Below are 15,557 nucleotides of genomic sequence, written 5' to 3' on the forward strand. Positions count from 1 at the left end.
GAACCATGCTTCTCATCCGCTGTCCCTATTGCGAAGAGGAAAGGCCGGAACTCGAATTCCGCCACGCCGGCGAAGCGCATCTCGTACGGCCGTCGTCCATCACGAAGATGAGCGACGAGGATTTCGAGGGCTACTTCTTCATCCGTCAGAACCCGAAAGGGCTGGTCTATGAGCGCTGGCGGCATCTCCATGGCTGTGCCCGCTTCTTCAATGCGGTGCGAGACACGGTGACCGACAAGTTCGTGATGACGTACAAGGCCGGCGAAAAGAAGCCCAGGCTCAAGGGAGCGGCACAATGACAGCGCCATTCCGCATCGAGGGCAAGGGCAGGCTGACGCCCGCCAGGATCGCCCGGTTTACCTTCGACGGCGAGTCTTATACCGGGCTCGAGGGTGACACGCTCGCGTCGGCGCTGCTGGCGAACGGCGTGCATCTGGTGGGCCGCTCGTTCAAGTATCATCGCCCGCGCGGCTTTCTTTCGGCCGGTGCCGAAGAACCGAATGCGCTCGTCGGCATCCATCGCGACGCCTCGCGCAAGACGCCCAACGTGCGGGCCACGGTCCAGGAAATCTATGACGGCCTGCAGGCGGTGTCGCAGAACCGCTGGCCGTCGCTGAAGATGGACATCGGCGCGGTCAACGATCTTGCCTCGCCGTTCTTCTCGGCCGGCTTCTACTACAAGACCTTCATGTGGCCCAAGGCCGCGTGGAAGCATGTCTACGAGCCCAAGATCCGTGAAGCGGCCGGTCTTGGCGTAGCACCCGACCAGCCGGATCCGGATCATTATTCGGCCCGCTACGCGCATTGCGACGTGCTGGTGCTTGGTGGCGGCGCGGCAGGACTTGCGGCCGCCCTCGCGGCTGCCGAAACGGGCGCCAACGTCATCATCGCGGACGAGCAGCCGGATCTGGGCGGAAGCCTGCGCTTCGAAAGCGGCGCCGTCATCGAGGATCAGGATGGCTGGTCGTGGGCAATGGCGACGGCCGCACGTCTACGCGAGATGGAAAACGTGCGCGTGCTGACCCGTACGACGGCGTTCGGCTACTACGCGCAGAATTTCGTCGGGCTGGCGGAGCGCGTGAGCGAACATCTCGCTGCTCCCCTGCCGGAGATGCCGCGCGAACGGATGTGGCAGGTCCGTGCGAAACGCGTGATCCTGGCAACCGGCACGATCGAGCGGCACATGGTGTTTGCCGACAATGATCGGCCCGGCATCATGCTCGCCTCGGCGGCGCGGACATATCTCAACCACTATGGCGTGGCGGTCGGGCGCAACGTTGGCATCTACACGGCCAACGATTCTGCCTACTACGCGGCCATGGACCTCAAGAATGCCGGCATCGACATCGCCGCGATCGTCGACCTGCGCGATAATCCACAAGGGCCTGCCGTGGAAGCGGCGCGGGCCATGGGCATCGAGATCAATCCCGGCCGCGCGGTGATCGGGGTAGGCGGTAAGCTGCGCGTCAGTTCGATGACGGTGCAGTCGAAGAATGGCGGCCCGTCGCGCACCATCGCCATCGATGCGCTGCTGACTTCTGCCGGCTGGACGCCCTCCGTGCATCTGTTCTCGCAGTCGCGCGGCAAGGTGACCTATGACGAGGAGACCAAGCGCTTCCTGCCGGGAACATACGCGCAGGACTGCGTGTCGGTCGGCGCCTGCAACGGCACGGAAAGTGTCTCCGACGTGCTTGCCGAAGCCGCAAGCGCCGGCCACGCCGCCGCGAAGGAGATCGGCATCAAGGCGGGCCGTGCCATCCGGATCAAGGCGACCGGCTCGGAAAACTGGAGCCGGGGCATGGCAGGCGCAGCGCCGGGCGCGGGACCGGATGCGAAGGTCAAGGCGTTCGTGGACTTCCAGAACGACGTGACCGCCAAGGACATCCGCCAGGCCGTTCGGGAAGGCATGCGTTCGATCGAACACGTCAAGCGCTTCACCACAAACGGCATGGCGACCGATCAGGGCAAGACGTCCAATCTTCATGGCCTGGCGATCGCAGCCGAGGTCCTCGACAAGCCGATACCGGAGGTGGGACTCACCACCTTCCGCGCGCCCTATACGCCGGTGACGTTCGGAACCATCGTGAACCATGCGCGCGGGGCGCTTTTCGACCCGACGCGCCGCACCCCGATGCATGGCTGGGCGGAAACGCATGGCGCTGTGTTCGAGGATGTCGGGCAATGGAAGCGCGCCTGGTATTTTCCGCAGCAGGGCGAGGACATGCACGCGGCGGTAGACCGCGAGTGCCGCACGGTGCGCGAAACCGGTGGAATCTTCGACGCCTCTACACTCGGAAAGATCGAGGTGGTTGGGCCCGACGCCGCCGCCTTCATGGAACTTCTCTACACCAATCCCTGGCAGAAGCTCGAGCCGGGGCGATGCCGCTACGGGGTCATGCTGCGCGAGGATGGTTTCATCTACGATGACGGTGTTGTCGGCAGGCTGGCCGAAGATCGCTTCCACGTGACGACGACGACCGGCGGCGCGGCACGCGTGATGAACCACATGGAGGATTATCTCCAGACGGAGTTCCCGAACCTGAATGTCTATCTCACCTCGATCTCCGAGCAGTGGGCGGTCATCGCGGTGCAGGGACCCAATTCGCGCGCCATCATCGAGCCGCTGGTGGAGGGGATCGACCTTTCTGATGCGGCGTTGCCGCATATGTCGGTGCGCGAAGGCCGTATCTGCGGCGTGCCGACGCGGTTGTTCCGCATGTCGTTCACGGGCGAACGCGGCTTCGAGATCAATGTGCCGGCCGATTATGGCCACGCAGTGTGGGAGGCCGTGTGGGCCGAGGCTGAGAAGCATGGCGCCTGCGCCTACGGCACCGAGGCAATGCACGTGCTGCGCGCCGAAAAGGGCTACATCATCGTCGGCCAGGAGACCGACGGAACGGTGACGCCCGGCGATGCCGGGCTGGACTGGGCCGTGGGCAAGAAGAAGACCGACTTCGTCGGCATCCGCGGTTTGATGCGGCCCGATCTCGCGGGCGCGGGACGCAAGCAGCTCGTCGGCCTGCGCACCAAGGACCCGAAGCTGGTTCTGGAAGAGGGCGCGCAGATCGTCGCCGATCCAAACCAGCCTGTGCCGATGACGATGATCGGTCATGTCACGTCGAGCTACTGGTCCGGCAATTGCGGTCATTCGATCGCGCTGGCGCTGGTGCTCGATGGACGCGAGCGCATGGGACAGACGTTGTACGTGCCGATGCCGGATCGAACGATAGAGGTCGAAGTGACGGGCACCGTCTTCTTCGACGAGAAGGGAGAACGCCTCCATGGCTAACCCAACCGAGATGGTACGCCGGCCCCCACTCGAAGACCGTTCGGTCGTTCATCCATGGGTCAGCGTCACCGCTGCCGAGCCTGCATCCCGGCTCTCGCTGCGTGCACCGGAAGACAGTGTCGCGGCCGTGTCCAAGGCGCTCGGCCTAGCCTTGCCGCAGCAGCCGAAGACGTCGGCGCGAAAGGGCAAGCGGGTGGCGCTCTGGCTCGGCCCTGACGAATGGATGATCATCGATCCGACCGGGGCAGGGCTGACCGCTCCGCTGGCAAAGGTGACGGCGTTTCATTCTGGCGTCGACATATCTCACCGCAACACGGCGATCCTCGTCTCGGGAGAGGGAGCGCAGGCGACGCTTTCGTCCGGCTGCCCGCAGGATCTCTCGCTGGCCGCCTTTCCTGTGGGCGCCTGCTCGCGCACCGTCCTGGCGAAGATCGAAATCGTGCTGCTTCGGACGGGTGAGAACGAGTTCAGGGTTGAATGCTGGCGCTCCTTTTCGGACTACGCCTTTGCTTTCCTCGAAGATGCCGCGCGAGATTCGGCGTTCTGAGGCCTGTTCAGGACGCCTTGCGCCAACGCCTTGACTGGACGAACTCGACAAGATCGCTGGAACTGAGCGGACGCGCGAACGCATAGCCCTGTAGCGCGTTGCAGCCGAGCTGGCGGAGCAGGCGCGCATGCTCCATGGTCTCGACGCCTTCCGCGAGCACCTCGATCCCGAGCGATTTCCCGATCTCGATGATCGAGCCGACGAGCTGGCGCTGGCCGGGCGAGTTGACGATCGGCTGGATGAACTGGCGATCGATCTTCAGCCGGCGGGGCTTCAGCTTCATCAGGCTGACGATCGAGGCGTAGCCGGTTCCGAAATCGTCGATCTCGATGTCGATGCCGAGTTCCTTGATCTGGTCGACGTTCCAGGTCAGCAATTCGTCGTTCTCGTCGAGGAAAATGGATTCCACCAGTTCGAAGGCTATGCTGCCTGGCCGGATGTTCATCTGGCGCAGATGCCCGATCAGTTCCTCGTCGTGGAGCCGGCGTGCGGACACATTGACCGAGACCTTGGGTATGTGCAGGCCGCTTGATTCCCAGATGTTGAAATCGAGCAGCGCCTGCTCGAGGATCATGCGGTCGATGGTCGCGACGACGTTCAGCTCCTCGGCGATCTTCATGAAGGCGGCCGGCGCCAGCAGCCCTTCGGTCGGGTGCCGCCAGCGCGCCAGTGCCTCCACGCCGATGACTTCCAGCGTCTCCGCATCGAACTGGGGTTGGTAGTGGGCAACGAACTGGTTCTGTTCCAATCCGCTCAGAATGTCGTCGGCGACCCGTTTGGTGTTGATGATCTCCGCCTGCAGCGCGTCGTTGAAGAACTGATGGCGGTTGCGGCCGCGCGACTTGGCGCGATAAAGCGCGATATCGGCGTTGACCAGCAAGCGGCGGGGGTCCGCCACCGAATCCATGTCGGTCGCGATGCCGATCGAGACACCGACCCGGCATTCGTGGCCCTGGTAGTTCATCGGTGACTGCATCCGGTCAATGATGTTCTCGGCGAGGCAGGTCAGGCTCGACAGCGACGAGCCGGGCTTTTCCGTCGGCCAACGCCGCACGACCACGAACTCGTCACCGCCGATTCGCGCGACGAAATCGTCCGGGTTGACGGTCGTCTTGAGTATCGCGGCCGCATGAACCAGCATCGCATCGCCGGCGATATGGCCCAGCGTATCGTTGATCTGCTTGAAGCGGTCGAGGTCGATCTGCAACAATGCCGCCGCTTCCTCGCCGCGCTCGAAACGGGAGGCGTGGTTCGCTAGCACTTCGTCGAGATGCCTGCGGTTGGGCAGTCCGGTTAACGAGTCGTGCAACGCATTGTGCTCGATGCGGGCCTTGGCGCTTTCCAGTTCGATGTTGCGGGCCTCGGTGAGCGCGTTGACGCGCTTGAGCTCCTCGTTGAGGCTAACATCCGCCGTGACGTCCCAGTTGACACCCACCATCTTTGGTTGCGCGCCCGGCACGTCGTAGATCGTTCCGATCGCGCGGACATGGCGAATGCGGCCATTATCCAGCACGATCCGGTAGCGGGAGGTGTAGCTGCCTCGGTTTTCGAGTGCTTCACCGAACTCCCGCTGCGCGCGGGCAAGGTCGTCCGGGTGGACGCGCTTTTCCCAATAGGTGTGGTCGCGTGGTGCCCCGTCGGCCGGATAGCCGTAGAGCTCGTTCATGCGATCGTCCCAATATTCGTGAGCATCGCCGAGAGTCATTTCCCAGACCGCCACCTTCGAGGTGTCGAGGGCCAGCCGCAGCCTGTGCGAGAGCCTTTCGAGCTGTCTCTCGCGACGGCGCAATTCGCCGATGTTGCGCTGCCGTTCATGCATCAGGCGACCGGTAAGGACGGTGGGAACCATGATCAGCGCCCCGGCGAACAGCATCAGTGCACGAATGTACCAGATGCCCGGCGGATTTGCCGACCAGCCGCCCCGTGGACGGGCCGCGATCTGCCAGGAGCCGGAGGGCAATACCACCTCCGTGACAACCGGCCGGTCTTCGAGGATGTCGGCAGGTCCGAGGAAACGTGCGCCGCGTCCTCCCGTCGCGTTGCGGCCCGTCAGCGTGATCTCGATGGGCAGGTTGGCATCGAGAAGGCCGCTATCGACGTAGAGCTGGTCGACGTCGATGATCGCAGAGACGATGCCCCAGAAACTGTCGATACCTCCTTCCGGATCAGAAAAGACAGGAAAGCGGGCGATGAAGCCTCGGCCTCCCTGGACGAGGTCCATTGGCCCTGCAAGGATCATCTCGCCGGTGTCGCGCGCGCGCAGGGCAGCTCCGCGCTGGGCTTCGCTGCGCCGGTAGTTCAGCCCCAGCGCGTTCTCGTTGCCCACAAGAGGATAGATCAGTGACACGATCAGGTCCGGCGCGGCCGCGACGTGGCGTATCTGCGATTTCTGTCGCAAGAGGTTCGAGGCCAACTGCCCGAAACGTTCCTGGCTCATCTGCGGTTCTGTGGCCAGCGTCGCCACCAGACCCCGCACGAGCTGGATGTTGCTGTTGATGTTGCCCTCCAGCTTGGCGCGGAGGACGCTGACGTGACCAAGCACCTCAGCCCGCTGGTTCTGCTCGAAGGTTTGGTGCTGTTGCCGGTCGGCAAGCAAGCCCGCGGTCAGGATGACCACAAGCGCCAGGATCGCCGGAATGTTGGTCTTCCGGAAGAGCCTGCCGAACGCCCGACGACGCCTGAGGAGCGAAAGGTTCACCTGTCCTGCCTGTCGTGTGGTTGACTGTGTCGACCGTCTTTTGTCAGTGACCATTGCATGAACTGCTTAAATTTGGCTTTAGCAGTACACGCAATGTCATCAATTACAGCAGCAGCGAGATGCGGTGATGAGCAACGGGCTGACGACAATCGGATTCGATGCAGACGACACACTCTGGCAGAACGAGCAGTTCTTCCGTCTTACCGAGGCGCGCTTTACCGAACTCCTTGCGGATCACGCTGAGGCGGATCATCTGAGCGGGAGATTGCTGGAGGCCGAGAAACGGAATCTTGGCCATTACGGGTTCGGTATCAAGGGATTTACGCTCTCGATGATCGAGACGGCGATCGAGGTGACCGACGGAAATGTGCCGGCGAGCGTCATCGGCGAAATCCTGGCGGCTGGGCGGGAGATGTTGCGGCATCCGGTCGAGACGCTGCCGCATGTGCACGACACGCTGGAGCAACTTTCAAGAAATTACCGGCTTGTGCTGATCACCAAGGGCGATCTGTTCGACCAGGAGCGCAAGCTGGCTCAGTCGGGTCTGGGCGATTTCTTCGATGCGGTCGAGATCGTCAGCGACAAGACGAGCGGCACCTATGCGCGAATCTTCGAGCGCCATGGCGACGGAGCCCAACGGTCGATGATGGTCGGAAACTCGCTGAAATCGGATGTCGCGCCGGCGATCGAGGCAGGGAGCTGGGGCGTCTACGTGCCGCACCACCTTACCTGGGTGCTGGAGCGCATCGACCCGCCGACGGATCATCCGCGCTATCGGCAGATCGACCATCTTGGCGAACTGCAGCCGCTGATCAAGATGCTGGGATAGAAGCGTTCAGACCGCCGTGATGCCGCCATCGGCGGCGAGCGTCTGTCCGGTCATGAAGGAATTGCCCGGCTCGGCGGCAAACAGGATCACGGTAACGACCTCGTCGACTTCGGCAAGCCGCTTCATCGGAACGCCACGGGTCAGTTCTGTCTCAGCCACGCCATCTTCAGCCATCGACATGCCGAGCGTGTCGGTAACCATCGGCGTGCGCGCAAATGACGGGCAGACGGCGTTCACACGCACGCCCTTGGTGGCGTATTCGGCGGCTGCGGATCGCGTCAGCCCGACGACACCGTGCTTGGCGGCCGAATAGACTGAAAGCCGCGGCGCCCCGGCGATGCCGGCGACGGAGGCGACATTGACGATTGCGCTGCGTACTCCCTTTTCGCGGTGCTGCTTCTCCATCACCGGAAGCTGGTGCTTCATGGCGTAGAATACGCCCATCAGGTCGATGTCGATGATCCGGCGGGCTTCGTCGGAGGGCAGCAGGGGGAAGCGTACGAAGCTCTGGGCGATGCCGGCATTGTTCAATGCGACGTGGAGGCTGCCGAAGCGCGATAGCGCCAGAGCCACGAGATCTTCCGAGAGCTTTTCATCGGAGATGTCCCCGGCAAGAACCGCCGTTTCTGTGTCCAGCGTCCCTGCAATCTGCTCCAGCTTGCCGACGTCGATGTCCGATAGGACGAGACGAGCCCCTTCCGCGGCGAAACGCTCCGCTGACCGGCGGCCAAATCCGCCGGCCGCTCCCGTGATCAGGACCGTCAGCCCCTGAAAGCGACCCATCGCCTATTTCTCCTTGTTGATGGCCTGTCTTGCAAGCCCGGCAAGCAGATGCACCGCCTGGCCGTAAGTCTTGGCCTTCTCGGGGTTGGAGGCGTTCCCGTCAAGTGCCCGCTTGTAGACACCTTGGCAAATCGCTGCGAGGCGGAAGAAAGAAAAGGCGAGGTAGAAGACCCAGTTGTCGATGCCCGATATGCCTCGCCTTTCGCAATAGTTCGCCACGTAGTCTTTCTCGCTCGGGAGGCCCAGCGCTGCGCGGTCGACACCGCCCAGCCCACGAAAGCCTGATTCGTACGGCAGACGCCATTGCATGCACTGATAGGCGATGTCGGCATAAGGATGGCCGAGCGTCGACAGTTCCCAGTCGAGGACGGCGATCACGTCGGGTCGTTCGGGCGCGAAGATCATGTTGTCGAGGCGGTAGTCGCCATGAACCAGCGAGATGACGCCGTCGTCTGGCATCAGGTTCTTTTCGAGCCAGTCGATGAGGAACTCCATGTCCTCAACCTTCTCTGTCTCCGAGGCGCGATACTGGCTGCCCCAGCGCGAGAGCTGGCGTTCGAAATAGTTGCCCGGCTTGCCATAGTCCGACAGTCCGACCGCGGCGGGGTCAACGTCGTGCAGGGCCGCGAGGACACGGTTCATCGCATCGCTCGCAGCCGCGCGCTCGTCGTTCGAGCCGAGCTCGGGCAACGCCGGGTCCCAGAATATTCGGCCGTCGACATGGTCCATGACATAGAACATGCGGCCGATCGGCGAGTCTTCCGGCGAAAGGTGCAACACGTCAGGCACGGGAACGGCCGTGCCCTTCAGAGCCTTCATCACTCTATATTCGCGGTCGACCTGGTGGGCCGATTTAAGGAGTTCGCCCTGCGGCTTGGCCCGCAGCACATAGCGGCCGCTGGCGGCTTCCAGGAGATAGGTGGGATTGGACTGGCCGGCATTGAACTTCCGGACCGCGCGAAGGTCGCGGAAGCCGTCGACGTTCTGCTCGAGATATGGTGCGAGCGCCTGTTCATCGAGCGCGTGGGGGTCGTTCATTTGGCTTCCCCGTCCGGCTCCATTACGGCGAGCGTCAGCCAGCGTGCCGTCAGCGCAGGCTTGGGCGAACCCTCGATTTCGACCGTGACGTCATAGTTGACATGCACCCAGCCCGAAGGCCGTGCCGTCATCTCGGCCAGGGTGAATCGCGTCCGGATGCGCGCTCCGGATTTGACCGGAGCGACAAACCGCACCTTGTCGAAGCCGTAATTGACGCCCATGCCCGCGCCCGCCAGCGGCCGGACGGTGTCGTAGGCCATCGTTGAAAGCAGCGACAGCGACAGGAATCCATGCGCGATCGTGCCGCCAAAGGGGGTCTCGGCTGCGGCCCGGACGGGATCGACGTGAATGAACTGATGATCGTCGGTGGCGTCGGCAAACTTGTCGATCATTTCCTGGGTGACGACCCGCCAGGGCGAGACGCCGATCTCCTGCCCGACTGAGTGCAGTGCCTCCTCGAGAGGAAGCGGTTCCAAATGCCCATTGCTCATGTCAGGTCCGCATCATTCCTTGAAAAGCGTCATGCCGTGCTGGACCGATTGACCACCGTCCAGCGGCAGGATCGCACCGGTTACATAGCTTCCTGCCCTCGAGCACAGATACAGAGTAGCGCCGGCAATGTCATCCGGCGCGCCGATCCGGCCGATCGGGACACGGCTGCCAACCTTGTCGGCCTGCTCGTCGGTCGCCGTCGCGAATGCGGTCATGCGGCTCTGGAAGGGGCCGGGGGCGAAGGCGTTCACGGTGATGCGCCTGGCCGCCAGCTCGTTTGCAAGGGTGCGCGTGAGATGGTGAACGGCTGCCTTGGAGGCGGTGTAGGAATAGGCGCCATCGGCCATCGGCTGGGTACCCATCACCGAGCCAAGATTGATTATGCGGGCCGGATCCTCGTGGCTCGCAGCTTTCTCGAGCAACGGCGTCAACTCGCGCGTCAGGTGAAAGAGCCCCGTGACATTGACATTCAACACCTTGGCCCAGGCGCTGTAAGGGAACTTCTCGTATTCTGCACCCCAGGTGAGGCCGGCATTGTTGATCAGGATGTTCAGCGTGTCGGTGCGGTTCTTCACCTCCGCGACGAGGGCGGCCACACCTTCCTCGGTCGAGACGTCGCCCGAAAAGCCTTCGGCCCTGCCACCGCCGAGCGCGTTCAGTTCTTCGGCCACCTGAGCGCACTGCTCTCCCTTGCGCGAGGCAATGAGCACGTTGGCGCCACCCATCACGAGGCCGGTCGCCGCCATTCGGCCGATTCCTGTTGCAGCCCCGGTAACGAGCGCCGTCTTGCCGGCAACCGAGAACAATTCGTCGAGATAGGCCATGCATTCCTCCCCTTGCCGCGGAACATCCTTCGAAAACTTGCGTGCCGCGTTGACAACATACCGGGTAGTATGTTCATCATTTCCAGACCCGTAAAGGCCTGATCGCGCCGCATGAAGGTGACGATCGAAAAAAGGCGGCGGTGAGGGAGGAATGGGTTCGATGGCGCTGGGCGTCCGTGAACAGGTTCTGGATCATGCGCGCGCCGACATCCTGGAGGCCGCCGCCACCTGTTTCATGGAACGCGGCTATACCGAGACATCGATCGACGACGTGGCGCGCAGTCTAGGCGCCACCAAAGGCCGCATCTACCATCATTTCCGCTCCAAGGCCGATCTCTTCGCTGAGGTCTTCCGCATGGGCATGGAAATGAACTACGCCGCCCTCGAACCGCTTCGCCTGACGCGCGGCCGGGCATCGGCGCGGTGGCGGCGGATGGCGCAGGCGCATGTAATGCAGATGATCACCACCAAGGCGTTTCAGCGCGCCGTATGGATGGGTGTCGACATGCATCTTCGCGGCGCGACGACGCCGGAGCAGCGCACCACGTTCGGGGCGCTCCTGCAGCATCGCAGCGAGTACGGCAACATGTTTCGGGAAGTCATCGTCCAGGCCCGCGACGAAGGCGACTTCGACTTCACCAATCTCAGCATCACCAACCAGCTCATGTTCATGACGTTGAACTCGCCGATATTCTGGTATTCGCCACGCACCGGCGAAACACGGGCGGACATCGAGGAACTTGCACAGCAGGTGGTCACATGTGCGTGGCGCGGGCTGGGCGGCAAAGAGGAACAGGCCAAGCGATGACGATCAATCCCGACATGAATCTCGGCATGACGGAGCGGCTGAAGCCGATCCACGAAAAAGTCGCCAAGATGGTCCGTGAAGAGATCATGCCGCTCGACGAGGAATATCTCGCCGAGGTGGGCAAGGATGGCGACCGCTGGCGGCATACCGCCCGTCAGCTCGAGATTATAGACGGGCTGAAGGCCAAGGCGCGCGAACGCGGGCTGTGGAATTTCTGGCTGACGGATTCCACGCGCGGCTACGGCCTGACGACGGTGGAATATGCCTATCTCGCCGAGGAGATGGGCAAGGCGCATCTGGGTGCCGAGACGTTCAACTGCTCCGCGCCGGATACCGGGAACATGGAGGTTCTCGAACGCTATTGCGCCGAAGAGCACAAGCAAAGGTGGCTGGCGCCGTTGCTGGAAGGCAAGATCCGCTCGGCCTATCTGATGACGGAGCCGGACGTCGCGTCCTCCGATGCAACCAACATCGCCATGCGATGCGAGCGCGACGGCGACCATTATGTACTGAACGGCGAGAAATGGTGGTCGTCGGGAGCCGGCGACCCGCGCTGCGGCCTCTACATCACCATGGTTCACACGCCGGACGAAAACCGGGGCAAGCACGAGCAGCACTCGATGATCCTGGTATCGCCGGACACGCCCGGCATCACCAAACTGCGGGCGATGGAAATCTATGGCCATGACGATGCGCCGCATGGGCATTTGCATCTGAGATTCGAAGACGTGCGGGTTCCCGCCGAAAATCTCATCCTCGGGGAAGGCAGGGGGTTCGAGATCGCGCAGGGCCGTCTCGGGCCGGGTCGCATCCATCACTGCATGCGCGCCATCGGCCAGGCCGAGATGGCGCTCGAGATGATGTGCCAGCGCTCGTTGCGTCGCGAGGCGTTTGGCAAGCCGCTGGCGCAGCTCGGGGCCAATTTCGACATCATCGCGGAATGCCGGATGGAGATCGAGATGGCGCGGCTCTTGTGCCTGAAGGCGGCCTGGATGATGGACCAGGGCGACAAGAAGGCTGCTGCCCCCTGGATCAGCCAGATCAAGGTGGTGGCGCCGCGCGTCGCGCTCAAGGTGACCGACGAGGCGGTGCAGATGTTCGGCGCGCAGGGCATAAGCCAGGATACGCCGCTGGCGCGATCCTGGACGAACCTGCGCACGCTGCGTTTCGCCGATGGGCCCGACGCGGTGCACCGCCGGCAGGTGGCGCGCGACGAACTCAAGAAATACACGCAGCAGAAGGTTTGAGATGAAAGCGATCGTCGCAAGAGATTTCGGGCCGATCGACCAGCTCGACTATGCCGACTGGCCCGAGCCAGTAGCGCAGGGGCGCACTGTCGTCATTGAGGCCGATGCCATCGGGGTGAATTTTCCTGATGGCCTGCTCGTGCAGGGGCTTTACCAGATGAAGCCGCCGACCCCTTTCGTGCCCGGCATGGAGGTTGCAGGAAAGGTCGTCGCGGTGGGCGATGCCGTCACCGGCTTCAAGGTGGGCGACCGCCTTGCCTCCGTTTCCTCGCTGGGCGCCTATGCGGAGAAGGTCGGAGCCGACCAGTCCTCGGTGATGAAGCTTCCCGACGAAATCTCCAGCGAAGATGCATGCGCGCTGATGTGCGCCTACGGCACCTCCCATTATGCGCTCAAGCAACGGGGGCAGTTGCAGACCGGCGAGACGCTGTGCGTGCTGGGAGCATCGGGTGCGACCGGTGTCGCCGCAGTGCAGATCGGCAAGGCGATGGGCGCAACTGTCATCGGCGTGGCCTCGACCGAGGAGAAACGCGCCATCGCGAAATCGGCCGGTGCAGATGTCGTGCTCGGCTATGAGGGCCTCAAGGATGCGCTGAAGGAGGCTACCGGCGGCAAGGGCGTGGATGTGGCGTTCGATCCCGTCGGCGGCGACGGATTCGACGTCCTGTCTCGCTCGATGGGCTGGGGCGGGCGCCTTTTGGTCATCGGCTTTGCGTCGGGTACAATCCCGAAACTGCCGGTCAACCTGACCCTGGTGAAGAGCTACAGCGTGGTCGGTGTCTTCTGGGGTGCTTTCACGCAGAAGGAGCCGTCCGCCTACGCCGAGAACATGAAGGAGTTGATCGGCTGGTATCTTGCAGGCAAGGTCAAGCCGGTGATCGAAGGCGTCTATCCGCTCAAGGATGCCGCCTCGGTGCTGCAGCGTGTGCTTGGCCGCGGCGCGAGCGGCAAGATCATCCTGAAACCGCAGGGAGGCGTGACATGACTCTGCCTGTGACCATGAATGCGCTCCTGCTGAAGCATGACGGTTATGCGGAGCGTCCCTCCGGCACCGTGCTGGAGGCGTTGGAACCCTATGTCGAAGCCGGCACGATCGACGTCCCGCGCCCGCAGGCGAGCCAGGTCCTGGTCAAGGTCAGGCTCGCATCCATCAACCCCTCCGACGTCATGTTCATCAAGGGCATGTACGGCCAGCCACGCAAGCAGGGCCAGCCGGCCGGTTTCGAGGGCGTTGGAGAGGTGGTCGCTGCAGGCAGCGACACCGAAGCGCAGGCCCTGATCGGCAAGCGCATCGCCTTTGCCACCGGCCTGAGCACCTGGGGAAGCTGGGCCAATTATGCAGTCGCGGAAGCGGGCGCGTGCATACCGCTGCTCGATACGGTGCGCGATGAGGACGCAGCGGCGATGATCGTCAACCCGCTGACAGCGCTGGCAATGTTCGGCATCGTGCGTGACGAGGGCGAAAAGGCGTTCGTCGTAACGGCTGGCGCGAGTCAGCTCTGCAAGCTTATGATCGGCGTGGCGAAGGAAGAGGGTTTTCGTCCCATCGCCATCGTGCGGCGGGACGACCAGATACCCCTGCTCGAAGGGATCGGTGCGGCGCATGTGCTCAATGCGGAGGCGCCCGATTTCGCCGCCAGGCTCGCAGCCGTCCTACGCGAGGAAAAACCACGCATATTTCTCGATGCCGTGACCGGACCGCTGGCCGGCCAGATATTCGCCGCCATGGGCAAGAGATCACGCTGGATCATCTATGGGCGCATGGATGGAGAAACGACAATCATCCCGGAGCCGGGCCAGATGATCTTCATGCACAAGAAGATCGAGGGCTTCTGGCTGACCGAATGGATGCGCAGCGCCGGACCGGAGCGCCGGATGAAGGCTGTCATCGAGGCGCAGAAGCGTTTCTCGGACGGGCGCTGGTCGACCGATGTCACCGCCGTCGTGCCGCTTGAGGAAGCGGTCGAGCGGGTGGCGGACGAACTTTCGAAGCCTAACGGAAAGGTATTCATCGCGCCCTGAGCGCGATTGGACGGCGAGGCCAGGGAGGAGACCGGCCTCGAAGAAAGGAACATCACGTCGGGCGCGGCAGCACAGATTGCCGGTCCGCGAGGAGGAGAACCACTTTGGACGTCTTGCAACTGATCGTCAGCGGGCTCGCGAATGGCTGCGTCTACGGACTGGTCGCGATGGGCTTCGTGCTGATCTACAAGGCTACCGAGGCCGTGAATTTCGCCCAGGGCGATTTCATGATGCTTGGCGCCTTCATTTGCCTCGGTCTCACCAATCCGCAATTCATGGGCCTGCCGTTCTGGATCTCGGTGCCCGTGGCGATCGCCATCATGGGCGCATTCGGCTATGCGCTCGATCTGGTGATCCTGCGGCGCATGTTCGGGCAGAGCCAGGTCGCCGTCATCATTCTCACCATCGCGCTGGGCTTCGTGCTTCGCTTCATCGCTGGCCTGATCTGGGGGCACGAGCCGATCTCGCTCGACTCGCCCATCGCCGGGCGTGATGTGCGCTTCGGTGGGATCGTGCTCGGCCTCGACGAGATCATGGTGATAGGCGTCACGGTGCTGCTGACAATCGTGCTCTATTTCTACTTCAATCGCACGAAGCTGGGTGTCGCGATGCAGGCATCGTCGCAGAACCAGCTCGCGGCCTACTATATGGGCATACCCGTCAAGCGCATCCAATCGCTGATCTGGGCGCTTGCGGGAATGGTCGCCGCGGTGGCGGGCATCCTCTTCGCCTCCAAGGGTTCGATCGACCCGTCGATCGGCCTGCTGGGCATCAAGGCGTTCGCCGCTGCCGTCATCGGCGGCTTCGGATCGCTGCCAGGCGCGCTTCTCGGCGGGGTGATCGTTGGCCTGATCGAGCCGTTCGCCTCACGCTACATCGCTGCCGGCTACTCGCAGATCATGCCGTACCTGCTCTTGTTCGTGATCCTCGTGTTCAGGCCCCACGGCATTCTCGCCCAGGTCCATCGGAAGAAGGTTTGA

General features: G+C 63.0%; 14 protein-coding genes. 9 read left to right on the forward strand and 5 right to left on the reverse strand.

Annotated elements, in window-relative coordinates:
• Positions 1–5: 5 nt before the first annotated feature.
• The 3 genes from AAFN84_RS00570 to AAFN84_RS00580 are packed head-to-tail and all read left to right on the forward strand — an operon-like array spanning position 6 to position 3,836.
• Positions 6–299 (forward strand): sarcosine oxidase subunit delta, encoded by a 294-nt coding sequence (locus AAFN84_RS00570; protein WP_347512382.1) that lies wholly within the window; start codon positions 6–8, stop codon positions 297–299.
• On the forward strand, positions 296–3,289 hold the full coding sequence (locus tag AAFN84_RS00575) for a sarcosine oxidase subunit alpha (protein ID WP_347512383.1): 2,994 nt from the start codon (positions 296–298) through the stop codon (positions 3,287–3,289). The genes AAFN84_RS00570 and AAFN84_RS00575 overlap by 4 nt, the downstream gene beginning before the upstream one ends.
• A 10-nt stretch (positions 3,290–3,299) precedes the next feature.
• A complete protein-coding gene (locus tag AAFN84_RS00580) occupies positions 3,300–3,836 on the forward strand; it encodes a sarcosine oxidase subunit gamma (protein WP_347513756.1) in 537 nt (178 codons plus the stop codon).
• 7 nt (positions 3,837–3,843) lie between these two features.
• Here AAFN84_RS00580 and AAFN84_RS00585 read toward each other — a convergent pair whose 3' ends face one another.
• Positions 3,844–6,534, reverse strand: a complete 2,691-nt coding sequence (locus AAFN84_RS00585; RefSeq protein WP_347512384.1) for an EAL domain-containing protein — start codon at positions 6,532–6,534, stop codon at positions 3,844–3,846.
• Between the two features lie 124 nt (positions 6,535–6,658).
• On the opposite strand from AAFN84_RS00585, the gene AAFN84_RS00590 reads away from it, so the two are divergent.
• Positions 6,659–7,363, forward strand: coding sequence for an HAD family hydrolase (locus tag AAFN84_RS00590; protein ID WP_347512385.1), 705 nt, complete (start codon positions 6,659–6,661; stop codon positions 7,361–7,363).
• Between the two features lie 6 nt (positions 7,364–7,369).
• On the opposite strand, the gene AAFN84_RS00595 is transcribed toward AAFN84_RS00590, so the two are convergent.
• Genes AAFN84_RS00595 through AAFN84_RS00610 form a run of 4 tightly spaced genes read right to left on the reverse strand, consistent with a single transcriptional unit; the run spans position 7,370 to position 10,500 of the window.
• Positions 7,370–8,146 (reverse strand): SDR family NAD(P)-dependent oxidoreductase, encoded by a 777-nt coding sequence (locus AAFN84_RS00595; RefSeq protein ID WP_347512386.1) that lies wholly within the window; start codon positions 8,144–8,146, stop codon positions 7,370–7,372.
• A gap of 3 nt (positions 8,147–8,149) precedes the next feature.
• Entirely contained in the window at positions 8,150–9,184 is a 1,035-nt protein-coding gene (locus AAFN84_RS00600) for a phosphotransferase family protein (protein ID WP_347512387.1), read from the reverse strand.
• The gene (locus AAFN84_RS00605) at positions 9,181–9,675 is read right to left on the reverse strand and encodes a MaoC family dehydratase (RefSeq protein WP_347512388.1); all 495 of its coding nucleotides are present in this window, start codon (positions 9,673–9,675) and stop codon (positions 9,181–9,183) included. Before AAFN84_RS00605 ends, AAFN84_RS00600 begins: the two co-directional genes overlap by 4 nt.
• A gap of 12 nt (positions 9,676–9,687) precedes the next feature.
• Positions 9,688–10,500: an SDR family oxidoreductase gene (locus AAFN84_RS00610; protein ID WP_347512389.1), complete on the reverse strand. Its 813-nt coding sequence runs from the start codon at positions 10,498–10,500 to the stop codon at positions 9,688–9,690.
• Positions 10,501–10,660: 160 nt separating this feature from the next.
• Between AAFN84_RS00610 and AAFN84_RS00615 the strand changes: the two genes are divergently transcribed.
• The 5 genes from AAFN84_RS00615 (at position 10,661) to AAFN84_RS00635 (ending at position 15,557) form a co-directional block, all read left to right on the forward strand.
• A complete protein-coding gene (locus tag AAFN84_RS00615; protein WP_347512390.1) occupies positions 10,661–11,308 on the forward strand; it encodes a TetR/AcrR family transcriptional regulator in 648 nt (215 codons plus the stop codon).
• 14 nt (positions 11,309–11,322) lie between these two features.
• Positions 11,323–12,555, forward strand: coding sequence for an acyl-CoA dehydrogenase family protein (locus AAFN84_RS00620; RefSeq protein WP_347513757.1), 1,233 nt, complete (start codon positions 11,323–11,325; stop codon positions 12,553–12,555).
• A 1-nt stretch (position 12,556) separates the two neighbouring features.
• Entirely contained in the window at positions 12,557–13,540 is a 984-nt protein-coding gene (locus AAFN84_RS00625; RefSeq protein ID WP_347512391.1) for an NADPH:quinone oxidoreductase family protein, read from the forward strand.
• Positions 13,537–14,577: a zinc-binding dehydrogenase gene (locus AAFN84_RS00630; protein WP_347512392.1), complete on the forward strand. Its 1,041-nt coding sequence runs from the start codon at positions 13,537–13,539 to the stop codon at positions 14,575–14,577. The genes AAFN84_RS00625 and AAFN84_RS00630 overlap by 4 nt, the downstream gene beginning before the upstream one ends.
• A gap of 104 nt (positions 14,578–14,681) precedes the next feature.
• A complete protein-coding gene (locus AAFN84_RS00635) occupies positions 14,682–15,557 on the forward strand; it encodes a branched-chain amino acid ABC transporter permease (RefSeq protein ID WP_347512393.1) in 876 nt (291 codons plus the stop codon).

Origin of the sequence: Mesorhizobium sp. CAU 1741 (genome assembly GCF_039839275.1) — a bacterium.
Lineage (GTDB): Bacteria > Pseudomonadota > Alphaproteobacteria > Rhizobiales > Rhizobiaceae > Aerobium.